This window comes from Adlercreutzia sp. ZJ154 (assembly GCF_011039055.1).
In the GTDB taxonomy this organism is placed as follows: domain Bacteria; phylum Actinomycetota; class Coriobacteriia; order Coriobacteriales; family Eggerthellaceae; genus Adlercreutzia_A.
This window is the reverse complement of the sequence record NZ_JAAKEF010000006.1, coordinates 1-19,425: the sequence shown is the minus strand read 5'-3', so window position 1 is coordinate 19,425 and position 19,425 is coordinate 1. Positions and strand designations below refer to the sequence as shown.

Sequence of the window (19,425 nt, the reverse complement as noted above, 5' to 3'; positions counted from 1 at the left end):
ACTGGCGAATAGACAAAAGCAATGACGTTGTTCGAAAGGAGGATACGTGGCGGGCAAAGAGCCTATAGACGAATATCTGACTACTGGGTCAGCCGAAGAATCCAACTTCCGCAGCGTAATCCTCTTTGGTCGCAACACCGCATCCTACAAATTTGCCCTTGCAAAGGCGCTTTTCGATTTGGCGCGACTGGGTAAGGATTCGGTGACGCTTGAGCAGCTCGCGAATCCCTACACACGACACCTTGTCGAACACATTAAAAAGCATCCCAAACAGTCCACTAATAGATCGAACAAATTCTTGGATACATGTGAAGGCTTTGCAAAGGGATCAACGTCGTATGACCAGCTTATCTCCACAGCCGTTAAACTTGGCTTCAACAACGTCCTTGATGCTTTCCACATGGTTAACAGAGGGAATGTCCCTATAAAGTTCTTCGAGAAGGATTTCAGAGGCGGTGCCAAGCGCCTCATTCTTACCGATGAAGTGTTCGAACTAGCCAACTCGGATGAGTCGAGCAACATCCTCCAAGAGATAGAGTCGCGCTGGAACCTCGTCGAGACAGCCTGGGAAACCGGGGTCAGCGCGAATCTACTTGCATACGATGAGGACACGCAACGGATAGTGCTCAATGACAACCTTCGCAGGCAAAGCGTGACGTCTGTTCGCGGTGCATTGAATGACTACCAGAAAGGGCACTGCTTCTATTGCTTTGATTCGATTTCCGCTACAGTCCAGCAAGAGGACGAAGAGCCGAAACTCGTTCTCAGCGATGAGCCTTCACGTGTGGAATATGCAGTTGTCTCCCTTGATCAAGAGGAGCCGGAAAGCGAGCTTTGTGATGTGGATCACTTCTGTCCGCACATGCTCTCAAGGGAAATGCGCGGCATCAACCTCGATGGCGTATGGAATCTCGTCTTAGCGTGCAAGGATTGCAACCGCGGCGCTGGTGGAAAATTTGCGCACATACCCGAAGAGAAGTATCTCGAGCGATTGTGCCGTAGAAACGAGTACCTGATTGTTAGCCATCATCCGCTGCGCGAAACGCTCATTTCGCAGACTGGTGCTAGCCCTCGTGAGAGATGGCGCTTTTTGAAGAGAGTGGACGAGAGGGCAACCGAGCTTTTGACGGGTGCGAAATGGTCAATCGAGCAGCGCCAGGCAGCTGTATTTTAGAAGGAATCATCATGGACGCGACAAAACAAACATTGGAATACTACAACGAGAACTCCAAAAAGTTTTTGGCCGATACTACAAACGTCGAGTTTGGTGAGCTGCAGAGCCGATTCGTAGCCATGCTTCCAGTCGGTGGTCGCATTCTTGATCTTGGCTGCGGAAGCGGGAGGGATTCCCTGGCTTTTCTAAAGGCGGGTTTTGATGTCGATGCTGTTGACGGAAGTGGTCAAATGGTGGAGGCGGCTACAAAACTCACGGGGTTGGATGTGGTGCAGGCTCTCTTCGATGAATATGAACCTGCTGGTTTATACGATGGCATATGGGCTTGCAGCAGCCTGCTGCATGTCGCGCCAGACGATCTGCCTCGCCTTATTGAGAAGTATTCGAAGGCGCTAAAGCCGCATGGCGTCTTCTACCTCAGCTTCAAGCTGGGGGACTACGAGGGCATGAGGAACGGTCGATGGTTCACCGACCTCACCGAGGAATCCTTTCGCGCGCTGATTGACAAGATTGTCGGCCTAGAGATTTCGGAAATAGATATCACTTCCGATGTGCGCCCTGGCAGGTCTGACGAGAAATGGCTCAATGCTTGGTGTGTTCGCAGTTAGTAATGCTCACTTAAAACATGCAGGCGTGACATTTATCTGGTGTCTGTCATCTTTTTGCGAATTGGTTCGAAGCCATCTGCCAAAAACTATCAATTCGCTTGAATGCTTGTATTCGTTAACTTAAAAACGGGCCACTATTTAGTTGACGAATACAATACTCATAGCTTTAGTAAGGTTATTGCAAGGGTAGTGTCTCGAATGTTCATATGACCGACCAATGTGTCAACAGGCATTAATGCTCCCGACCAAGATACAAACTTGGTCGGGAGCATCATCCTAACCCCCACCCATCGAAGCCGACGCTTTTGATCGTCATGCACTGTGATCAGTCTCATATTCGCAAGGTAGCAGCATGCCAGAGCTGCAGGAATCCAAATCGTCTGAGGTAGAGCCGCAACAGCTAGGCCTTCATGGCCGAGATTCTGGTGTACGCGCGGGTCATGCAATGCGCAAACGTTCGTCGCGGAGTGCCATTCAGCTGCATCGCTCCGAGAGCAGAAGGTAGAATCAGGATATTAGCAGCAAAGGACTCAGGATATCTCTGCCCAGCATTCCTCGGCCAAGAGCAGCAGAAAATATATCTTCTTGGCAAGCTCCCGAGCCAATGCTCCTTTGACCTTGTTGGGTGGAAGACCTCTACCTAGAAGGTCGTCCCGCCTTTTGAATATGCGCCTCTGGAATGATGCAGCCTGTCGGTCCTGCTTCGTACACGCATCGGAGGGGCGGCTCGAGAGCGCCTGAGTTAACGTTATCCATGATCCAATCAGCAACATCGTTGACGCTGCCTATGATGGTGTGCTCTAGCGGGGATCCTGTCTCCGACATGATCGCGCAGATGCAATGCTTCTGCGAATGCGTGTCGATTCCGACATAGGTACAATAACGCATGAGGGTCTCCTGCCTTTACGGATTTGCTGCTGATTTTGTGCTTGCAGGACCAATGGTGACAGGAACCAGAACAAAACCAAAGGAGGTCCGACCGACACATTGGTCGGTCATAGTTTCTGGTGTTTGGCGATTCCGTTTTGGAGGGCAGGCCGTAAGGCCTGACCGAGAGAACGGAACATCATCTAGAGGATGATCGTCTCGATCACATATATTAAGCCGCCCTCTTCTCGATGGCAACATTCTCATCCTTTGCGATCTCGATGATGGTTGCGGCTTTTCTAGCGATCTCTTCGATATCGTATGGCTCAGACTCGGACTTATGTTGCTCGAATGCTTTCAGCATCGATGAGTCGTTGAAGTATCCTCTCATCGACCGATCCTCATTCTGCTCCGTGAGCACCGCTCCAACGAGTCGGATGAGCGATGCTGTAGAAGGGAGAACTTGCACCACGCGGGAACGTCGTTTCATCTCTCTGTTCATCCTCTCCTGCACGTTGTTGGTGCGCAGCCGCCTTCGGTGCTCCTTCGGGAAGTCGAGATAGGCTAGGGCATCCGCCTCGGCAGTTGACGAAACAGGCGATTGGAGCATGACCTGGCTGCCGAATTCGCGACAAGTGCGAGAAGAGTGTTTGCGACCATTATTCCGTTTCGCAAATTCGCACTTTTATTATTTTTGCGAAATACGCTAGAATCGTCACAAGGAGGTGCGCGCATGAAGCTCATAGAACGCAGCCGTTACCTGAGGCGGCTCGAGGACGTCAGAGACATACCCGACATCAAGGTAATCACAGGCGTGCGCCGAAGCGGAAAGTCCAAGCTCATGGACGCGTTTATCGAGCGCATCGGCGAAGAGCCCGACCTAAACGTCATCCACATCAAGCTAAACCTGAAGCAGCACGAGGCGCTGCTGGACGCAGACGCGCTGTATAGCTACGTGAACGAAAAGTTCGACCCGGGCGCCAAGAACTACCTCTTCATCGACGAGGTCCAGTTTTGCCGAGGCTTCGAGCGGGTCGTGAACAGCCTTTACGAGGAGGAGCGCTTCGACATCTACCTCACAGGTTCGAACGCGTTTCTGCTCTCAAGCGACCTTGCCACGCTTTTCGGGGGCAGGGTATGCGAGATAAGCCTTTACCCCTTCTCGTTTGAGGAGTACCTCGCCTACTACCCCACACGCGACATCCAACAGGCCTTCGACGACTATGTGGGCGCAGGCGGCATGTCCGGCGCATATCTGTACCGCAGCGAGCAGGACGCACGCGGATACGTCAGCGGTGTCTACCGTACGGCCATCGCCAAGGACATCGTTACCAAGTACGGCGTCGAGAACGAAGACCTTTTGATTCTTTTGGGAAGCTACCTCATGGACACAATTGGCGAGCGGACCTCAGTGAGAAACATCGCAAACAAGCTGTCGAGCGCGTCTTACAAGACAAACGACAAGACCGTGGGATCCTACCTCGGATACCTGTGCAAGGCGTTTTTGTTCTACCCGGTTGCGCGCTACGATATCAAGGGCAAGCGCTATCTTGAGACCGAGCGCAAATACTACCTGTGCGATCTGTCCTTCCGCTTCGCGGAGCTGGGAACCAGGCATGCCGACTACGGCCACCTCTACGAGAACATCGTCGCGATCGAGCTCATGCGGCGAGGATACGAGGTGTACGTCGGCCAGATGAGGGATAAGGAGGTCGACTTCGTCGCCATGAAGGACGGCTCGAAAACATACATCCAGGTTTCTGACGACATCTCGAGACCCGAGACCTTCAAGCGCGAGATGTCCCCGCTTCTGTCGATAAAAGACGCATACCCTAAGATGGTGATCGCCCGGACGAGGCATCCCGAGTCCCAGCACGAGGGCGTCAGGATCATCGACATCGCCGAATGGCTTTCCGTTTCGCAAACATAGCATATTTGCAATTTTGCGAAATGTAATAGGACAGATCGACGCGATCAGCGCATGCAGGTGAAAACAAGGCAACGAACACGGTGCGCGTATTGTCGGTCGTGTGGTGAACACGCGCGTCGACGAGTCGATGCTCGACGACGAGGGCCTCGTTGACTTCGGGAAGATGCGCCCGATCGTATACGACAGCACGCGTTGTATCTACCGCGTGGTCGGCGAGGAGGTCGGCGGTGCCTGAGATGCGGGCAAATCGCTGTGCAGAAGCGTGTGAACGAAATCCTCGGAGGCATTATGCGGGAAATCGTTTTGTTCCGCGTTTTACCCTCCACTCCTCCCAGACATACCTTCTAAACAGGATTTATAGTCTGACTTGGCTTTTTCTCTTGCTTTCTCGTCCGTAGTGTTGCCGAACTAGGTCTTACGCAAGAAAGGCTCGGTCACCTAATAGATTCGAGCAAACCTCGCATCTGGTGTATTGAGACCAGGAGGGTTTACACCTCAATTGATACTCTGCTTGAGATAGCTGAAGCGCTCGGCACCGCAGCTTCCTGCATCTTAGAGAAAATCTAGGAGGTTGACCGGAAGAACTTCCCTGGCAAACTATCCGCCAAAGACAATGCATTGATTCGTTGCTTTTCAACGTAATCAATGATCCTATCCCTTGTAGGACGAGAGTCAGCAGAAGACGCTTTACCTAAAAGGACATTCTGCACGAATTCCTTACCTTCCTCGCCATCCCAAGATGGCCAGAGCACTGGTTCGCAAGGTATATTCTTTGCAATAACCACGTCTTGGGCAGTTTGCGATTGTCCCTGCAAATGCCTGGCGGATATTACTTCTGAGTTCCAGTATTCGTTATAGAGGTCCTTCAAGCCATCGAGGAAAATGCCGTACTGACTATCAATCCCATCACTACTAACCGAATCTATAACCTGCTTTTTGAATTCATCCCTCATCGAGTTTTCTCCGATTATAGGAATGATGCGAATGGCGCTAGCCGGCACGCTCTCGCACCATTCCACATATCCATCGATTTTGGAAATACATTCGTCATAGTATGCGTTGATCTGGTCGTGTACCGAAGGCAACTGAGCATCTACAAAGGCGTTTTTCTTTGCAGCGAAGATGGTCTCGAACTCACGCGCTGCTTCCTCTGCTTCATGGTCGTCTATTACGACATCACTATCTTCTTTTACAGCAAGTATGATCCATTGCGAGATGTCGGCGACCCACTGGTCGATTGCTGTGTATTCGTCAGTAGCACGTGCCTCTTCGGCAAGACTGTTCAACCAAACGAATACTCCAGAGAAAACCACCCATATGACAAACAGGATGACGATATAGCGCACCTGAACGTTTTCGTCTTTGCCCTCATGTGCCGGTAGAAGCTTGAATTCGCTCCATAATTCTTGCTTCGTTAGAAGACAAGCACTGAAAAGGCTAACTACACCGAAGAAAACGGGAAACCCGACGATGATGTTCACTATCGCCGAGACAACGTACGAGGCTCCTGCAATCTTGTTGATTCCGTATTCAGTGAGACAGTTCGCATATGTAGTCAGCTTGTCCAACTCCCCGAGAAAAGCAGCTGGGGAATCCTTGTATGGGAGATACCTTTCTTGGATGATTTCATTCAAATCAATCTGTATATTTGTCGGAGGTTGAGCAGCAATCAACATGTAGATTACGGTGAGCAACAATGCAGAGACGATCACGCTCCATCGAATCGCTCGCGCTTTGTAGTATTTGGCTGAGTATTCCTTTTTGAAGAACCGTTGCAGAACCAAGAAGATACCGTAGAAAATTAAAGGTGCCGCATAAAGGAGCAGCCACTCTTTCGGATTCCAGCTGGGAGACTGCAAAACGAACAAAACAGAAGAAACGAGATAAACGGTAAAGAAACTGCCAGACCAGATGAACCATCTTCTGTTGTAACGAGATAGCTTTCCAGATTCGTTATATAAATCTTGCTTATGGAGCCGAGTAGTTACGACGTCATACATCGATCCCATGGTAGCTGGAACTGCATAAATCAGAAAAATGACGGGTAGAACCCATGCTGGAAGAATGGGCGAACAATTTCTAGCAAACGATAGAAACACGACTACTACTAATGCCTTGATAACACATTCGCCAAATTCTTTGAAACGAGAGCGAGCAGCAACACCTTTATCCCTCACTGCCAAGTCAGTACATTTATCTTCCTTGGCAACTGAGTCGATGGTGGCTTTCGCATTAGATGTTATCTCACGTAAGCGCATAAATCATATCCCAGGTGATAATCTTGCGGATGGCACCGCATGCACGTCTATAATCGCCGGCAGCAATGGCAGCTTCGTACGCCTGTTTAACAGTAGGCTCATCGATGCCTACAGCTTCGGCAATCCAAAGGAGCGAGTCTGCATTCATGAGGCTGTTATAGCAACGCATCGCGCTTCGGTTAGGCTGTAGCCGAGAATAGTGACCGCCACCTTTGGTCTCGTTCGAACGAAACCATGCGACCATATGCTCGCGCTCTGTCCTTCCTGTCTTCTCCAGAGAGTCGTGAACTTGAGAGATATACCTATCTGAATAGGGGTAGTGATCCTTCTTCGCCTTCAGAATATCCGAGAATGCCTTGCACCTTATGTCTGCCAAACCAACCAACCTAAAACATCAGCGCTCTGAAATTGATGCCCGCCTATTTTCGCACAAGGCATTAGTTTCTTCTCCCGAACATGCCGTCAATGAGCGCATTGATGACTAAAGGGCAAAGCCATGATGGAATAATGACAATCGCAGCTTCAAGACACCTCTTGCACCTTGGTGCTGACAGCCAGGACTCTATGCTCACGCGACCTATCTTTGGAGACCCCGTCACCAAATCCTTCCGAAATAAGAATTGAGCCCCGGCGACTTGAATCAGCGGTCGTCCCGGGGCTAACTGCTTCGCATTTTACTATGCAAGTTGGCAATGCCCGTATGACGGAGCCAGCAAGCTGGAACCAACCCTGGAACCAACCGTGGTTATATGGTTGGTAGTTCTGTGGAAACAGTATTTCGAAGATGTCGCGACTATGTTAGGATTATGCACTGCACGAACCGTGCGCTGCTTTTATCCAGAGTCGGGGAAGAGAGTTGGCTCGAAGATCCCGGCACCAACCTGCAGGCATGCAAGGTGGTAATGCCAACATCGATGAAAGGAATCGTCATGAACACAACCATCGAAACAACGAACGCAAAAGCCACTACTGCTGAGGGCTTCTTCGACCTTCAAGCCGACAAGGTTCGAATCAAGCTTCTACGCAAGCCCTCAGGATATGTCAGCTCTCTCGCCATGGACAATCTGGGCTATCAGATGCAGTGCAGCATCGATGTTCTCGAGGACGACCTCGCAAAGGACAACAACCCACACGTTCTCCAGCTCAACCTCCAGTGGCGAGGCGAGGACTGGCGGAATCCCACCGCTTGGCAGCTCTATGCCGACGGCTCTCTGGTCGCAAGCGGCACCGGCGACTACGCCCGCAAACTTTTTCAGAAGTCCGCCGACGCCTTCCTGCAGGTCTGTCGCCGTGCGGTTGAGGCGGCGGAGCTCACAGCTCTGAGTGAGCACGACTACCGCATGCTCAGCTGCGCCCGCGCGATAGCCGCCCGCGAGCCGCCTAATGGCGATGGTAGCCTCTAGATCGCCCAAACGGGAACTGCCTCAACATTCGGAGTGAGCAGATAGGGCTCTTGCGCTTGGCAGACAACGTGTCCGAACCCTATCTCGTAATCTGCCATACCCTCGAGGCAGGAGAAGTTCTTGGCTGCATCCTTCTTTACCAGCGCGCCCATCTTGATCTCTACGGGGTGAAGCACGCGACCGTCCTGGATGACCAGATCGATCTCCCTCTTCTTGGCATCGCGGTAGAACCAGACGTCGCGCATGTTTGCGCCTGCATTCATATGGCTTTTCAGGACTTCCGACACAACGAAGGTCTCGAAGACGTGACCGGCCACAGCGCCGTTGCGCAGCTGGTCAGGGGTGGTCCAGCGGGTGAGATGGCAAACAAGGCCGGTGTCCATGAAGAACATCTTCGGGGTCTTGGTCAGCCGTTTATCGACATTGGGAAAGAAGGGCTCTATGACGCGAACGATTCCAGAAGCTTGGAGAACGGAGAGCCATGCTTTGGCGGTCTTGTGGTCGATGTCGAGAGCGTTCGCTATATCCGACGCGTTGAACAGCTGGGCGGTGCGCGCCGCGCATGCCACCATGAAGCTGTAGAACTTAGTCTCGTCCTTGACGTTGATTAGCTCGCGGACGTCTCTTTCGAGGTATGACCTCACGTAGTCGGTCCAGAAGCCGTCCCACTCGATCGAGGGGTCCTGCAGTTCGGGCATCGATCCTCTGTGAATGTGAGTCCATAGGTCGAAGGCGTCGGGCGCGTCGATATCGCCCGCGCAAACCTTCTTAGGAAGGTACCTGTGTGGCGCATCGACGCAGCCGACCAGCTCGCGCAGAGAGAGGGCGGACATCTCGAGGATTCTGATGCGGCCCGCAAGCGACTCGCTTACGCCGTTCATAAGCTGGTAGGTCTGCGAGCCCGTGAGGACGATGAGCCCCTTCTGATCGGATTGGTCCACGATTAATTTGACCGAGAGAAACAGCCCGGGCACACGCTGGACCTCGTCGATGATGAGGGGCATGGATCGCATGTCGAAGAACAATGCGGCATCTTCCTCCGCTTGCATGCGAAGGAGGGGGTCGTCCATGGTCACATAGTCGAACCTGTCGCCCAGATGCTCTTTAAGCACGGTGGTTTTTCCGACCTGCCTTGCTCCTGTGACCAGTACGACCTTTCCCTGGGTGAGCATGCGGTCGATGGTTTTCTCGATCTCTCTGGCTATGTACATGGAAATGACCCCTTTCTATAGGGACCATTATCGCAGGTACTTAGTCGATGGTCAAATTTGGGAATTCCATTCCCAAATTTCGCCTATTCCTACTCGACTGAATTAATTCGACTTTATAAATACTAACGCATGTTCTGTTATCCTCTTGTTCACCTTATTCTCTACATTACCGAATCCCCGCCACTCATACTGTACTCACTTGACTCAGCACCAGCATCAACTCTTAAATACATTGCGACTTGGATTGTAGGGTGGAAATCCTGTAATTTTCTTTAAGGCACTGATCGCCTTGCTAATTAAAGTTGAAAGAAATGATTCGTATTGAATAAGCGACATTTCTATTCTCGACTCTAGTAATGCATTCAGAAGAAAAGTGTAATCTCGGGAATCCAATATGGAAGTATCGATAAGACCTTCAAAGTCATAGTGAACAAAAGCGTTGCGTAGCTTTTTCATCTTCTTTAGCTTCTTTTTTTCAGCACGCGAAAAGATGCTGCAGCAACGAGCTAAGAAATCGCTTGAATAGAAGAGGGTTGATGTGCGAATCCTACAAAGCTCTCGATAGCTCTATAGGCATGAAATAAATAAACAGTTGCTAGTTTTAACAATAGAGTTTTCTCAAGGAATCCTCCCTTTTGAAGTGCTTCTATCGATGACAAGCGAAATAGCTGATCAGACAAAAAGAAGAAAGCAATCTCGTCGTTGGTCTGCCCTTTCATTCCATTGTCAATCAAAGAGGTATAAGTATGGTCATTAGCGGTGACAATAAACTCAGGTGACTCGAAAACGCGTTCATCATTAATTAGCTGTTCCGCAAGACAGTAATGAAATGCGCAAATTGACCCCGCGCTATAACCAACTGATCCGCAATACTCCTTACTGTTGTTCCACAATGATTCGCGCTGGTCGTTAAGGTAATTGGCAACAGAAAATGTGCTATAAATTGGCTCACCATCAAAGTACGATATACCTATATCCTTGACTAAAAGGAGGGCATCAGCCGCGCAATACCCTTTTTTCGGAAGTTCTCTCTGTTCGCTTTGATTATTCCTGCAGCTTCTTTTGAGTATTTCCGATAATTAAGATAGCGTGAGTCGATTGACTTTGTTTTATGTCGGATCCTAGCTAGATCTTGACTTTCTCTCGGTAGTTGAAATCCGAACCTTCTCTCAAGATAAGGAATAGAGTCGTGTTCGATGAGCGCCAAAAATGGCATCACGGTTAATACGAGTATGCTAGAAGAATCAGGGTAATTATTATGTTGATGCATAATTCTTTGGACAAAAATACCCTCTTCGATCAGTAATTCAAGACAGATTGCATCCGCCGCAGTAATATCAGCTCTAGCTTTCATCCAAAGTTGACCTCATGAGTCCATTAATCTTCCATTCGTTCTTGCGCTTCGATAAAAGAACTAAACAGGTTTCGCATAAAGGATACTGTTGGGTTTTAGTAATCCAAGGATTATCGACATGCGGGAGAAACTTAACTTGAGCATAGTTTTCTCCACCTTCATGTAATACAGATGATGAGAAACTAGGATGTTCAAACGAGGACGCAAATTGATGATCCTCGGAAAAATCACCCCAATCTTCCCAATAATCATCCCAAACGAGCTCTCGCAAAACACCAATATCATAATCAGGTTTCGACAATTCTTCGAAAAACACTGCAGCAAGGAGAACCGCAATATTGTCATCAAGCGAATTAGATTCAGCAGAAGAACATATTTCATCATAAGAAGCATCATGCCCATATGCGTTCTTCCAGAATGGTGAGGTCAGAATATCTCGTTCTTCATTCTTGTCGTTATCAAGACAAATAAAGCCCGAAGCCTCACCGTTGGTGATAGCAGTTTCAAAGCTGTGGGTCGAAAAGAGATTTCGCGCTCTACGCAAAATGTTTTCTCGCCCCAGCACAAAGGGCGCAATGAGCATTGTTAATGTTTGAGCTGGAAGATGGAGAAGCGCGTTTAACTTATCTGCATCGGCATGTAGACAATGACCGTAAATCATTGTCTCCGCTATCTTGTAATTACTTTCAATAACGCATCCATTAGGCGAGACAAGTTCCATTGGTCTATTGTTGAGAGTATCGAGCTCATCTAAAAGATCATCTATCTCTTTTGTATCAAACCCTTGATTCTCTCTGCTAACTCGCAACAAATCTGGAAGATATACATTTCCGCCATGGCTAAAGTATTTTCTTTGAAGCATCAGTCTTATATCAATATAGGCTGAATCTGCCTTTGTCACTTCTGAAAGGTTCAAAGAATTAATGTTCCCTTTAGAATAGTCCCACAGCTCTTCGCAAAGAGGCAATTCCTTAACAATATAGTCATACGCATCCATGGTTCGGACAAATGCGAATATGCAATCACTAATATCTTCGGTATTAACTTTCATATTTCGATGCTGAGCTACTTCCCTGTAAAAGGACTCTTGCCGTCATCGGTTTTTACCCATGTGCCGTTATCCCAGGTGCGCTTCCAGTTCTCATATTCCTCTTGAGTGATCTCATGATTATCGAGCTTCTTGCGCATCTCTTCCCAGTCGCGGACGAACTCGGCGAAGAAATCCATTGCAGAGCCATAGCCCTTCACGATGGCAGGAACCCCATCTATATCGCGCACGGTGTAACCGAAAGAATCCTCGTTCTCCAAGATCGCGTAAGCGAACTCGCGGCGATTCCTAAACGTTGGTGCGCTCAAATATTCAGGTCTCACCCCTAACGCCTTAGCGATCCTATCCAGAATCTCTGGCTTAGGATTACGGTCGCCAAGCTCATAGGCGCGATAGGCGGACTCAGTTATATGAGCCTTGTCAGCAACCTCTTTCTGGGTGAGGTGTAGCTCGTCTCTGAGCTTCTTCAGCTTCTTCGCAAGGCTGGGAACTTCCTTCTTCTTCATGGATAAGACCCTTCTCATCGCATAGACCTCTGACAAGTTGTCAGAGGTACAGGGTACCACCTCACGTAAATGTGAGCAAATTTCTCCAAAATCCATTGCATCACAAATACGTGAGGTTATAGTCAAATCAAGACATCACAAAAACGTGATGTTGCTAATCAATACAAAAGGAACAAGAGATGGAAACAAGACTCATGAGCGCAACCGAGGTAGCAGAGCAACTAGGTACGTCCAAGGCCTATGCGTACAGAGTCATCCGCAAGTTGAACGCGAAGCTTGCTAAGGGCGGATGTCTCATCGTGCAGGGTAGGGTGAGCCGCGCGTACTTCGAGGAGCGCTTCTTCGCCGGAGAGCCTATGAGAGCAGCAACGCGAGGTGGTAGCAATGTCAGTTAGCAAGGACTCACAACGAGGAACTTTCTACGTGCAGTGCCGCTACAAGGACTGGACGGGCGAACCCAAGAAGAAGACCAAGCGCGGGTTCAAGACCGAGAAGGAAGTGCGCCAGTGGGAATACGAATTCCTCAAACGCATGGAAGGCGCCCCCACCATGCTGTTCTCCGAGTTCTATGAGGTCTACACCGAGGACACGAAGATGCGCCTTCGTCGTACCACCCGCGAGACAAAGGCGAACATTATCTAGTCGAAGATCCTTCCCTTCCTGGGGCATAAGCGTGTAAACGAGATCACGGCGCTCGACATCCTCAATTGGGAGAACGAGCTCATGACCATGCGCACGAGCAACGGGCTCGAATACTCGCAGACCTATCTGCATGCGATCTGCAACCAGCTCTCCGCCATGCTAAACCATGCCGTTCGCTACTACGGACCCGAATCGAACCCCATGACGAAGGTCGGTAAGAACCATCGTAATGCCTGGATTCCTTGTCGATGAGGTCATCGACTTCATAAAATGCATCCCGGATCTGCGCGACTTCGACAGGCTCGTTCCTGCAACCAAGTCGTTCCTGCATCACGAAATGGACCGCGGCTAGAAGGTCGCAGGTGTCAAGCGCATACGTATCCACAATTTGCGCCACAGCCACGTGTCCCTTCTCATCGAGCTCGGATACTCGCCCCTTGCCATCACAGACCGGCTCGGTCACGAGAGCACTGAGGTGACCATGCGCTATGCACACCTCTTTCCCAACAAGCAGGAAGACATGGCGGATACCTAGAGATCCAGCGAGGAACAGGCATGTCCTTGCTGGACGCTACCAAACCCATGAACTAGATCAAAGACAAGGAGCGAATGAAATGAGCGAGAAGAATTTAGACGAACACAGAAGACTACGCAGCAAGACCATCGCGTTTCGTATGTCACCGGAAGAAGCGGACCTGCTCGACCAACTTGTCGCCATAAGCGGCATGACCAAACAGGACTACATCATCAGCAAGCTGTCCGATACGACCGTGAAGGTAGTCCCCTCAAGCCGCATGCAAAAAGGCATGAAGGATGCGATGCTGCTGATTTACCGTGAGCTGCTCCGCATCACCGACGCGGATAACGTCAGCCCTGAGCTTGCAGTACTGACAGAAAAGATCGGATGCATCTTCGCTGATCTCACCGAAGAGGAAATGGCAGAGAGGCTCCCGAGCGACGAGAGCGTCATCATCGACCTGGAAAGAGACCTCTGATGCGCACTCTTTCCGCCAGGACAGCGCAAGAGCTTTTGGAAGGACCCATCACCGAAGCCGATTGGGTGATAGAGGACTTGTTGCCTGTGGGAGCGCACATACTTGCTGGCGCTCCCAAGATTGGCAAGTCGTGGATGGTGCTTGCGATGGGGCTTGCCGTGAGCATGGGACAGCCCTTCTGGGACTGTGCTGTGTGTCAGGGTGCGGTTCTCTACCTTTGCCTGGAAGACACCTATGCGCGTGTGAAGAAGAGACTCTGGAAGCTCGCAGACGTAACCAACAACAGCTTCTATCTTGCCAACTCTGCAGCGACTATAAAGGATAGTCTGGCAGAGCAGATCGAGTACTTCGTCATAACGTATCCCAACCTGAAGCTCGTCTTCATCGATACGTTCCAGAAGGTTCGAAGCCCATCGGGCGACAGCATCTATGCGGCTGACTACGGCAAGTTTCTCGCGCAACATAGCGTCTTCATGCGCTTGCGAGGAGTCGCTTACAGCAAGAAACATACAAGCGCCGGACAAGTTGTCACCCTAGAAAGGATTGAGCGTGAAGGGAGTGAAGGCGATAAAGGTTATGCCGAGATATAGCATCCAGCTTTCACTGCTTTCACGGCTTTCATCGGTGAAGCCTCTCAGAGGCTTTCAGAAGGCTCGTTTGATCTTCAATCGGAGACTGACTCATTCAGAGCTGTTCTAAGACCTTAGAAGTCTTTATTTGCAAGTAGCCCATAGCGTATTACCTATGCGGGTCGCTATGGCGAATTCTAGCAAGTAGCCTATTGGCGTATTACGTATTCCTCCACCCGCCATAGCAACTTACCAGAACTCGGGAAACTGATCGGCGATGATGACCGCATCATCCGCCAACCAGTTTGCGGGGGATACCCCGCGCGCCTAACTCGCATACGAAAATACTGAATTAGCAATACTCCGCTTCACGCAAGAACTAAAAGATGAATCTGCATTAATGTTTGCGCAACCGATATCGAGACTATCCATAAAGCCAATACGCCATTGCTCATATTGAGCTTTTGAGCTTAAAAGAAGTAAGGTCTCCGGCTTATTAGAACTACGATATTCGTCTTGATAGCGGTAGCGATATTCTCCAAGCTGCATGAGGCCTTTGCGAGTTTGCGAAATCAGGTTCTTTCTTGTAATCGTCTTAACTTCTACAATTAAACACTGGTCGTCTCGGGTTCCAAGCAAATCAACGGCAGCTGACCTGTAAACACTAAATCCGGCATCTAGCATTCTTTGTCTAGCGATACCAACCAGGTCTTCATGCCTTCTACCAGCTTCTGTCCTCTTCTTTATTCCTTCTCTTATTGCTTCTTCACTGTAAGATCTTTCAGTATATGAATCCGAACTAGATGAATATTCAGGTGGATTTACAAAATCAACTAATTCGAGGGTTAAATTCGTATTTCCTGTTATTTGGTCCATGTCATCAATTCTGAAACCAGCTGCATCGAATGGATCAAACCCTTCAAATCGTTGACTCATTGTTTCCGTGCTAGGTAGACCATAATATGAGAACCAGTCAAAGGCATCAGAATCGCTTCCAGTTGGAATCCAGAACTCAGATTGAAATGTTTCATGCATTTCACATAGCCTCTGAAGATCTTGAAGGTTCTCAATGGCATAAGGACTAAGGTGTATTTCTCTTCTATTTCCAACCACCAATTCTGTTTGCAGCAAAAGAGAGAACCATTCAGCGGCATTCCTTTTCAAAACAGAATCTCTGGTTGAAACGTTGTTCTTTCGCACATAGATAATATTTTCATATGCTTGTTTGGGATTATCATGCGTAATGATGGGAATTAGGCCAGTTGCACACTCGCTAGCTGTCAGTCTCGCTTTCTCGGGACTATCAAGATATAAATCAATTAGTGCGCGTAAAATCAGTATTGCTGGCTTAACCTTCACGCCGTGGAGGGTATCAAGCATCCATCTATTCGGTATTCCTCTATCAGAAGCATAAGCGCGCGATATATTCGCCAACCCTTTGTAGCCATTCGGATATTGGTATCGCATGGCTTGAGTTGCCATCATTTCCTGATAACTCAATTCTTTATCCAAAAACAGAAGACCGATAGGCGTAATACTTAGGTTTGATGACCTTGTTAAGGACGTTGAAACTATAAGACCTAGCTCAGAAAGGACTTGTTGATAATCTCTCCAAGTGTCGGATTGTCCCGTATCCGACCGAACATTTTCGGTAAATATACCTAGATTTAGCATGTAAGATGAAACTAATTCGGAGAAATTGGTTTGACCTTTAAATAAGTCAGCCGCACGTAATAATTCAGTGATACTTTCTTGGTTAGCCATCCCCATATGCTGAGTAATGTTCCAGTTGTAACCTGGATAAGGGACTTCAAGATTAGTCATTGGAATATCCAAGCGTATTTAAAATGGCTTCTCCAATGGCCTTCGCCATCAAAACAGGAACCGCGTTTCCAACGGCTCGATATTGCCATGTGGTTGTATTTGCAAACTCATACCAATCTGGAAATGATTGCAATCTTGCAGCCTCTCGAACCGAAATATGTCTTGGTTCATATGGATGAATAAACGGTCGACCGCCTCCCCCTCTAGAACCTACAAGAACCGTTCCTGAAGGTCTTTCTGGATCAATACGATCGGTGTGGTCAGTTTTATCCCTTTCGCCAGGCAAAACATTACTGTATCGTGTGCGCACCCTTTCGCAGTGTTCGCGAATAACATGATTGGGTGCATCTTCTAAATTCTCAAAAGCATACTTTGATTTTACCCAGGAGACCTGAGTATCTGCCGGATGCTCAAAATGAGTAGGCTCAGGAAAGACGAAACCAACATCATCTTTAAAGCCTACAATGATTACCCTCTTTCGAATTTGAGGAGCTCCATAATCTGCAGCATTTAATACTTGATAAAAGAAATGATAATCAGTGTTTTCCTTAAGATAGCTCAAGAATTCTTCCCAGTCTGTTCCTCCATGAACAGTTAATAACCCGGGTACGTTTTCAAAGACAAACGCTTTGGGACTTAGCTCATTGAGCATCCTTACGTATTCATAGACTAGTTTCCCACGTGGGTCAGTGTACGACTTTCTTTGACCAAGAATACTAAAGGCCTGGCAGGGAGGGCCACCCGCCATTAGATCGAATTCTTGGATATCTGTTACTTCGCGAATATGGCGCCCAGTAGAATTGTTAATATCTTCGACCTCAACTACAGCATTTGGAAAATTATTACTTAGCGTCTCGCAATGCTGCCTCTCTAAATCTGAAGCAAAAACGGTGTTGAATCCTGCCAAAGCCAGTCCAAGGTCGAGCCCGCCGCCTCCTGAGAAAAAAGACACAACGGTAGGATTGGAGGGGTTTTCTTCAAGCTGCATATTATTAAGTGTCTCGAGATAAGAATTCATAAATCACTCCATGTAGACATAATTTCAATATTTTATATTGAGTCTCGATTTAGAGAAAGGATGTTATTCGGAAAAATACTTTTATCACACACACCACAGAAGCAGTTAACAAAATAGGACGCTTTCTATCTAAAAATCTTGAGTGTAAGATGAGTGCAAATTCGACGGAATCCTTTATTTACTTTTATGCACGTGAGTACAGTCTTGACAATAGACTCAAAATGCAAGCGTAGGCTCACATTATCGTGATGCTGAATTCTTGGAGTCGGGTCTTGACGGAGATCGCTATGCAGTTCAATCATAAGAAATGCTCCCTCAACAACCGTCAAAAGAGCATTTTCGTAATTTGTTATTCAACTGGCTTGGAGGCAACTGCGAGTGCCATCAGCACATCAAAACGCCCAAAAACACACCCAATCCAAACCTCACGATAATGTGCGCGATTATTCCCACTCGATGGTGGAGTTTTTCAAATACGTGCCATTGAGTGTTGTGTAGTTCATCGTGGTACGTTCCTTACCGTCGAATCCGAATCACTTTGTAATCACTAGGGTGATTACAAATCCGCTTTGCAAGCCATTTTAACCCGAAAAGCACGACTACTCCCTTGATTTACTCCCTGTTTCCCCAGCACCAATAGTAGCAGGGGGTTTGCAAGTGCGCGTCAGTCCCCAGAAACAAGGTGGCTTGCAATGCATATCGCCTCGACGCACATGGCTTCTTTGATAGCAAGGACAACCAGCATCCCCAATTGTAAGACACCCTCAGCGAATCCGCCACTCTCGAAAAGCACCATCAGTCCTCGCCGACGCCCAGCTCACGTAGCCAGCCGTTGATCTTGCCGATCGCCTCCTCCATCGGCATCTCGACGGAGGCGCCGTTTGCAGCCTCGGCATAGTCAGCTCCCCAATGAGGGTAGGCAACGACCTTCGCGGGAAGCGTCCTCACAGACCGCCCGAGCAGCTTCGCCTCCTCGGCGCGCGACTCGAAGACGTCCACTATGGCAGCTCTGATTTCATCGCTGCCGGGATCGCCAGCGCTCTCGGCAAGCTCTTTGAGAAGGAGCAAGTCAACAACGTCTCTCGCACGTCTGTTCACGAACATCGGCGGGTCGTGGGGGTCCGTCGCGCCGTGCACCTTCTGGGCGATCTGATAGCTCAGGGCGAGTCCGACCAGATGGTCCGGCGTCGGTATGCCGAAGGCATCGAGATTTGGCGCAGGCAACAGATCGAAAGACTCACCGGCACGACCTTCCGATGGCGATATCTCGATCTGCACCTTTCTCCAAGTCTGGCCCCTGATGACGAGGTGCAGATCGAACCTTCGCGGCTTCACCGCCTTGGCGGGAGTTCGGATGATCTCGACCTCTGATCTCTGGAAGCTGATAGGGCCCCAGTCCTCGCCGAGCGAGGAGTCGAAGGCATCCAAGAAGTCATCGATGTCACCTCTTATCATTCCGTCAAGGTCCTTGGTGGCGCGAGCGGCGAGGCCGAGCCTGTGCTGCATGAGCGTTCCACCCTTCAGGGCGAAGCGGCTCTTGCCCTGTGCGTCTAGCACGCTTTGCAGCTTGGCGGAGCATATGGTGGTGGAAATCAGCCAGGTGAGCCTGCCCGATCTCGCTGGATCTATCTCTTGTTCCGCTTTTGCTATCCACGATTCGAGAACGCTACGGCTTCTTGGCTCTTTATCCTTTGGCTTGAGGCTATCAAGTCTCTTTGAAAAATCATTTTCCGACATCTCTACGCGCCTCCAATTCCGTTTCGAGTTCAGCTGCATGATCCTTATCTATCAGTCCGCGCACACGTCCTTGTTCGATTGCCTGCACGATGATGTGGGAGGAGACACCCCTTTCGATTGATTGTCGGACGGCAAGGGAAGGAGAGGCTACCCTCATCCCGTCCCACCATTTGAGATCGCCCGCAGAAACATCGTCTCTATGGAGAACCACGTTCCTGCACCCTTGCTTCTGAACGCGCCTTTTTTTCGGAACGGTCACATGGATCACGGTCGGGTTGATG

The 19,425-nt window shown here is 49.2% G+C and carries 20 protein-coding genes, 1 pseudogene and 1 riboswitch; of the genes and pseudogenes, 8 read left to right on the top strand and 13 right to left on the bottom strand.

What is annotated here, in order from left to right; genetic code table 11:
• Window positions 1–46: 46 nt before the first annotated feature.
• Both G7Y37_RS03875 and G7Y37_RS03870 read left to right on the top strand, forming a co-directional pair.
• Window positions 47–1,174 (top strand): HNH endonuclease domain-containing protein, encoded by a 1,128-nt coding sequence (locus G7Y37_RS03875; protein WP_165062076.1) that lies wholly within the window; start codon window positions 47–49, stop codon window positions 1,172–1,174.
• Between the two features lie 11 nt (window positions 1,175–1,185).
• Window positions 1,186–1,782, top strand: a complete 597-nt coding sequence (locus G7Y37_RS03870) for a bifunctional 2-polyprenyl-6-hydroxyphenol methylase/3-demethylubiquinol 3-O-methyltransferase UbiG (protein ID WP_165062074.1) — start codon at window positions 1,186–1,188, stop codon at window positions 1,780–1,782.
• A 636-nt stretch (window positions 1,783–2,418) separates the two neighbouring features.
• Here the strand turns inward: G7Y37_RS03870 and G7Y37_RS03865 are convergent.
• Both G7Y37_RS03865 and G7Y37_RS09120 read right to left on the bottom strand, forming a co-directional pair.
• Complete coding sequence (locus G7Y37_RS03865) at window positions 2,419–2,670, bottom strand: hypothetical protein (protein WP_206214087.1); 252 nt, start codon at window positions 2,668–2,670, stop codon at window positions 2,419–2,421.
• Window positions 2,671–2,881: 211 nt separating this feature from the next.
• Window positions 2,882–3,259 (bottom strand): transposase, encoded by a 378-nt coding sequence (locus G7Y37_RS09120; RefSeq protein WP_206214086.1) that lies wholly within the window; start codon window positions 3,257–3,259, stop codon window positions 2,882–2,884.
• A gap of 123 nt (window positions 3,260–3,382) precedes the next feature.
• Here G7Y37_RS09120 and G7Y37_RS03855 point away from each other — a divergent pair, with 123 nt between their 5' ends.
• On the top strand, window positions 3,383–4,579 hold the full coding sequence (locus tag G7Y37_RS03855) for an ATP-binding protein (protein WP_165062070.1): 1,197 nt from the start codon (window positions 3,383–3,385) through the stop codon (window positions 4,577–4,579).
• 563 nt (window positions 4,580–5,142) lie between these two features.
• Here G7Y37_RS03855 and G7Y37_RS03850 read toward each other — a convergent pair.
• Entirely contained in the window at window positions 5,143–6,837 is a 1,695-nt protein-coding gene (locus G7Y37_RS03850; protein ID WP_165062068.1) for a hypothetical protein, read from the bottom strand.
• Entirely contained in the window at window positions 6,824–6,985 is a 162-nt protein-coding gene (locus G7Y37_RS03845; protein WP_165062066.1) for a hypothetical protein, read from the bottom strand. The genes G7Y37_RS03850 and G7Y37_RS03845 overlap by 14 nt, the downstream gene beginning before the upstream one ends.
• A 682-nt stretch (window positions 6,986–7,667) precedes the next feature.
• Window positions 7,668–7,758, top strand: a riboswitch (SAM riboswitch).
• Window positions 7,759–7,766: 8 nt separating this feature from the next.
• Between G7Y37_RS03845 and G7Y37_RS03840 the strand changes: the two genes are divergently transcribed.
• Window positions 7,767–8,240, top strand: a complete 474-nt coding sequence (locus tag G7Y37_RS03840; RefSeq protein WP_165062064.1) for a hypothetical protein — start codon at window positions 7,767–7,769, stop codon at window positions 8,238–8,240.
• Here G7Y37_RS03840 and G7Y37_RS03835 read toward each other — a convergent pair.
• The 5 genes from G7Y37_RS03835 to G7Y37_RS03815 all read right to left on the bottom strand — a co-directional run bounded on the left by G7Y37_RS03835 (window position 8,237) and on the right by G7Y37_RS03815 (window position 12,359).
• Window positions 8,237–9,451, bottom strand: coding sequence for an ATP-binding protein (locus tag G7Y37_RS03835; protein WP_165062062.1), 1,215 nt, complete (start codon window positions 9,449–9,451; stop codon window positions 8,237–8,239). The genes G7Y37_RS03840 and G7Y37_RS03835 overlap by 4 nt on opposite strands.
• A gap of 506 nt (window positions 9,452–9,957) precedes the next feature.
• Window positions 9,958–10,344, bottom strand: a complete 387-nt coding sequence (locus tag G7Y37_RS03830; protein ID WP_165062060.1) for a hypothetical protein — start codon at window positions 10,342–10,344, stop codon at window positions 9,958–9,960.
• Between the two features lie 89 nt (window positions 10,345–10,433).
• Window positions 10,434–10,805 carry a hypothetical protein gene (locus G7Y37_RS03825; protein WP_165062059.1) on the bottom strand — a complete coding sequence of 124 codons (372 nt, stop codon included), beginning with the start codon at window positions 10,803–10,805 and terminating at the stop codon, window positions 10,434–10,436.
• Window positions 10,795–11,856, bottom strand: coding sequence for a hypothetical protein (locus tag G7Y37_RS03820; protein ID WP_165062057.1), 1,062 nt, complete (start codon window positions 11,854–11,856; stop codon window positions 10,795–10,797). The genes G7Y37_RS03825 and G7Y37_RS03820 overlap by 11 nt, the downstream gene beginning before the upstream one ends.
• 14 nt (window positions 11,857–11,870) lie before the next feature.
• Window positions 11,871–12,359, bottom strand: a complete 489-nt coding sequence (locus G7Y37_RS03815; RefSeq protein WP_165062055.1) for a helix-turn-helix domain-containing protein — start codon at window positions 12,357–12,359, stop codon at window positions 11,871–11,873.
• Window positions 12,360–12,743: 384 nt separating this feature from the next.
• Between G7Y37_RS03815 and G7Y37_RS09290 the strand changes: the two are divergent.
• The 4 genes and pseudogenes from G7Y37_RS09290 to G7Y37_RS03795 all read left to right on the top strand — a co-directional run bounded on the left by G7Y37_RS09290 (window position 12,744) and on the right by G7Y37_RS03795 (window position 14,586).
• Window positions 12,744–13,253: pseudogene (locus G7Y37_RS09290) on the top strand (Arm DNA-binding domain-containing protein).
• A 151-nt stretch (window positions 13,254–13,404) separates the two neighbouring features.
• Entirely contained in the window at window positions 13,405–13,536 is a 132-nt protein-coding gene (locus G7Y37_RS09205) for a hypothetical protein (protein WP_241155994.1), read from the top strand.
• Window positions 13,537–13,615: 79 nt separating this feature from the next.
• Window positions 13,616–13,996: a mobilization protein gene (locus tag G7Y37_RS03800; RefSeq protein ID WP_165062051.1), complete on the top strand. Its 381-nt coding sequence runs from the start codon at window positions 13,616–13,618 to the stop codon at window positions 13,994–13,996.
• On the top strand, window positions 13,996–14,586 hold the full coding sequence (locus tag G7Y37_RS03795) for an AAA family ATPase (protein ID WP_165062049.1): 591 nt from the start codon (window positions 13,996–13,998) through the stop codon (window positions 14,584–14,586). Before G7Y37_RS03800 ends, G7Y37_RS03795 begins: the two co-directional genes overlap by 1 nt.
• A 306-nt stretch (window positions 14,587–14,892) precedes the next feature.
• Here the strand turns inward: G7Y37_RS03795 and G7Y37_RS03790 are convergent, their stop codons facing one another.
• From G7Y37_RS03790 to G7Y37_RS09115, 4 genes are all read right to left on the bottom strand, one after another.
• On the bottom strand, window positions 14,893–16,389 hold the full coding sequence (locus tag G7Y37_RS03790; protein ID WP_165062047.1) for a hypothetical protein: 1,497 nt from the start codon (window positions 16,387–16,389) through the stop codon (window positions 14,893–14,895).
• Entirely contained in the window at window positions 16,382–17,407 is a 1,026-nt protein-coding gene (locus G7Y37_RS03785; protein WP_165062045.1) for a DNA cytosine methyltransferase, read from the bottom strand. The genes G7Y37_RS03790 and G7Y37_RS03785 overlap by 8 nt, the downstream gene beginning before the upstream one ends.
• 795 nt (window positions 17,408–18,202) lie before the next feature.
• Complete coding sequence (locus tag G7Y37_RS03780; RefSeq protein WP_165062043.1) at window positions 18,203–19,144, bottom strand: nucleotidyl transferase AbiEii/AbiGii toxin family protein; 942 nt, start codon at window positions 19,142–19,144, stop codon at window positions 18,203–18,205.
• Window positions 19,131–19,425: hypothetical protein (locus G7Y37_RS09115; protein ID WP_206214085.1), on the bottom strand; the 295-nt coding region annotated here is incomplete at its 5' end. The genes G7Y37_RS09115 and G7Y37_RS03780, both read right to left, overlap by 14 nt.

What these genes read in the sequence shown, in the direction of transcription:
- G7Y37_RS03790 (WP_165062047.1), bottom strand. Translation starts at nt 16,389, where the DNA reads ATGACTAATCTTGAAGTCCCTTATCCAGGTTACAACTGGAACATTACT.
- G7Y37_RS03835 (WP_165062062.1), bottom strand. Translation starts at nt 9,451, where the DNA reads ATGTACATAGCCAGAGAGATCGAGAAAACCATCGACCGCATGCTCACC.
- G7Y37_RS03795 (WP_165062049.1), top strand. Translation starts at nt 13,996, where the DNA reads ATGCGCACTCTTTCCGCCAGGACAGCGCAAGAGCTTTTGGAAGGACCC.
- G7Y37_RS03780 (WP_165062043.1), bottom strand. Translation starts at nt 19,144, where the DNA reads ATGTCGGAAAATGATTTTTCAAAGAGACTTGATAGCCTCAAGCCAAAG.
- G7Y37_RS03845 (WP_165062066.1), bottom strand. Translation starts at nt 6,985, where the DNA reads ATGAATGCAGACTCGCTCCTTTGGATTGCCGAAGCTGTAGGCATCGAT.
- G7Y37_RS03825 (WP_165062059.1), bottom strand. Translation starts at nt 10,805, where the DNA reads ATGAAAGCTAGAGCTGATATTACTGCGGCGGATGCAATCTGTCTTGAA.
- G7Y37_RS03870 (WP_165062074.1), top strand. Translation starts at nt 1,186, where the DNA reads ATGGACGCGACAAAACAAACATTGGAATACTACAACGAGAACTCCAAA.
- G7Y37_RS03815 (WP_165062055.1), bottom strand. Translation starts at nt 12,359, where the DNA reads ATGAAGAAGAAGGAAGTTCCCAGCCTTGCGAAGAAGCTGAAGAAGCTC.
- G7Y37_RS03800 (WP_165062051.1), top strand. Translation starts at nt 13,616, where the DNA reads ATGAGCGAGAAGAATTTAGACGAACACAGAAGACTACGCAGCAAGACC.
- G7Y37_RS03855 (WP_165062070.1), top strand. Translation starts at nt 3,383, where the DNA reads ATGAAGCTCATAGAACGCAGCCGTTACCTGAGGCGGCTCGAGGACGTC.
- G7Y37_RS03820 (WP_165062057.1), bottom strand. Translation starts at nt 11,856, where the DNA reads ATGAAAGTTAATACCGAAGATATTAGTGATTGCATATTCGCATTTGTC.
- G7Y37_RS03840 (WP_165062064.1), top strand. Translation starts at nt 7,767, where the DNA reads ATGAACACAACCATCGAAACAACGAACGCAAAAGCCACTACTGCTGAG.
- G7Y37_RS03850 (WP_165062068.1), bottom strand. Translation starts at nt 6,837, where the DNA reads ATGCGCTTACGTGAGATAACATCTAATGCGAAAGCCACCATCGACTCA.
- G7Y37_RS09120 (WP_206214086.1), bottom strand. Translation starts at nt 3,259, where the DNA reads ATGCTCCAATCGCCTGTTTCGTCAACTGCCGAGGCGGATGCCCTAGCC.
- G7Y37_RS03865 (WP_206214087.1), bottom strand. Translation starts at nt 2,670, where the DNA reads ATGCGTTATTGTACCTATGTCGGAATCGACACGCATTCGCAGAAGCAT.
- G7Y37_RS03785 (WP_165062045.1), bottom strand. Translation starts at nt 17,407, where the DNA reads ATGAATTCTTATCTCGAGACACTTAATAATATGCAGCTTGAAGAAAAC.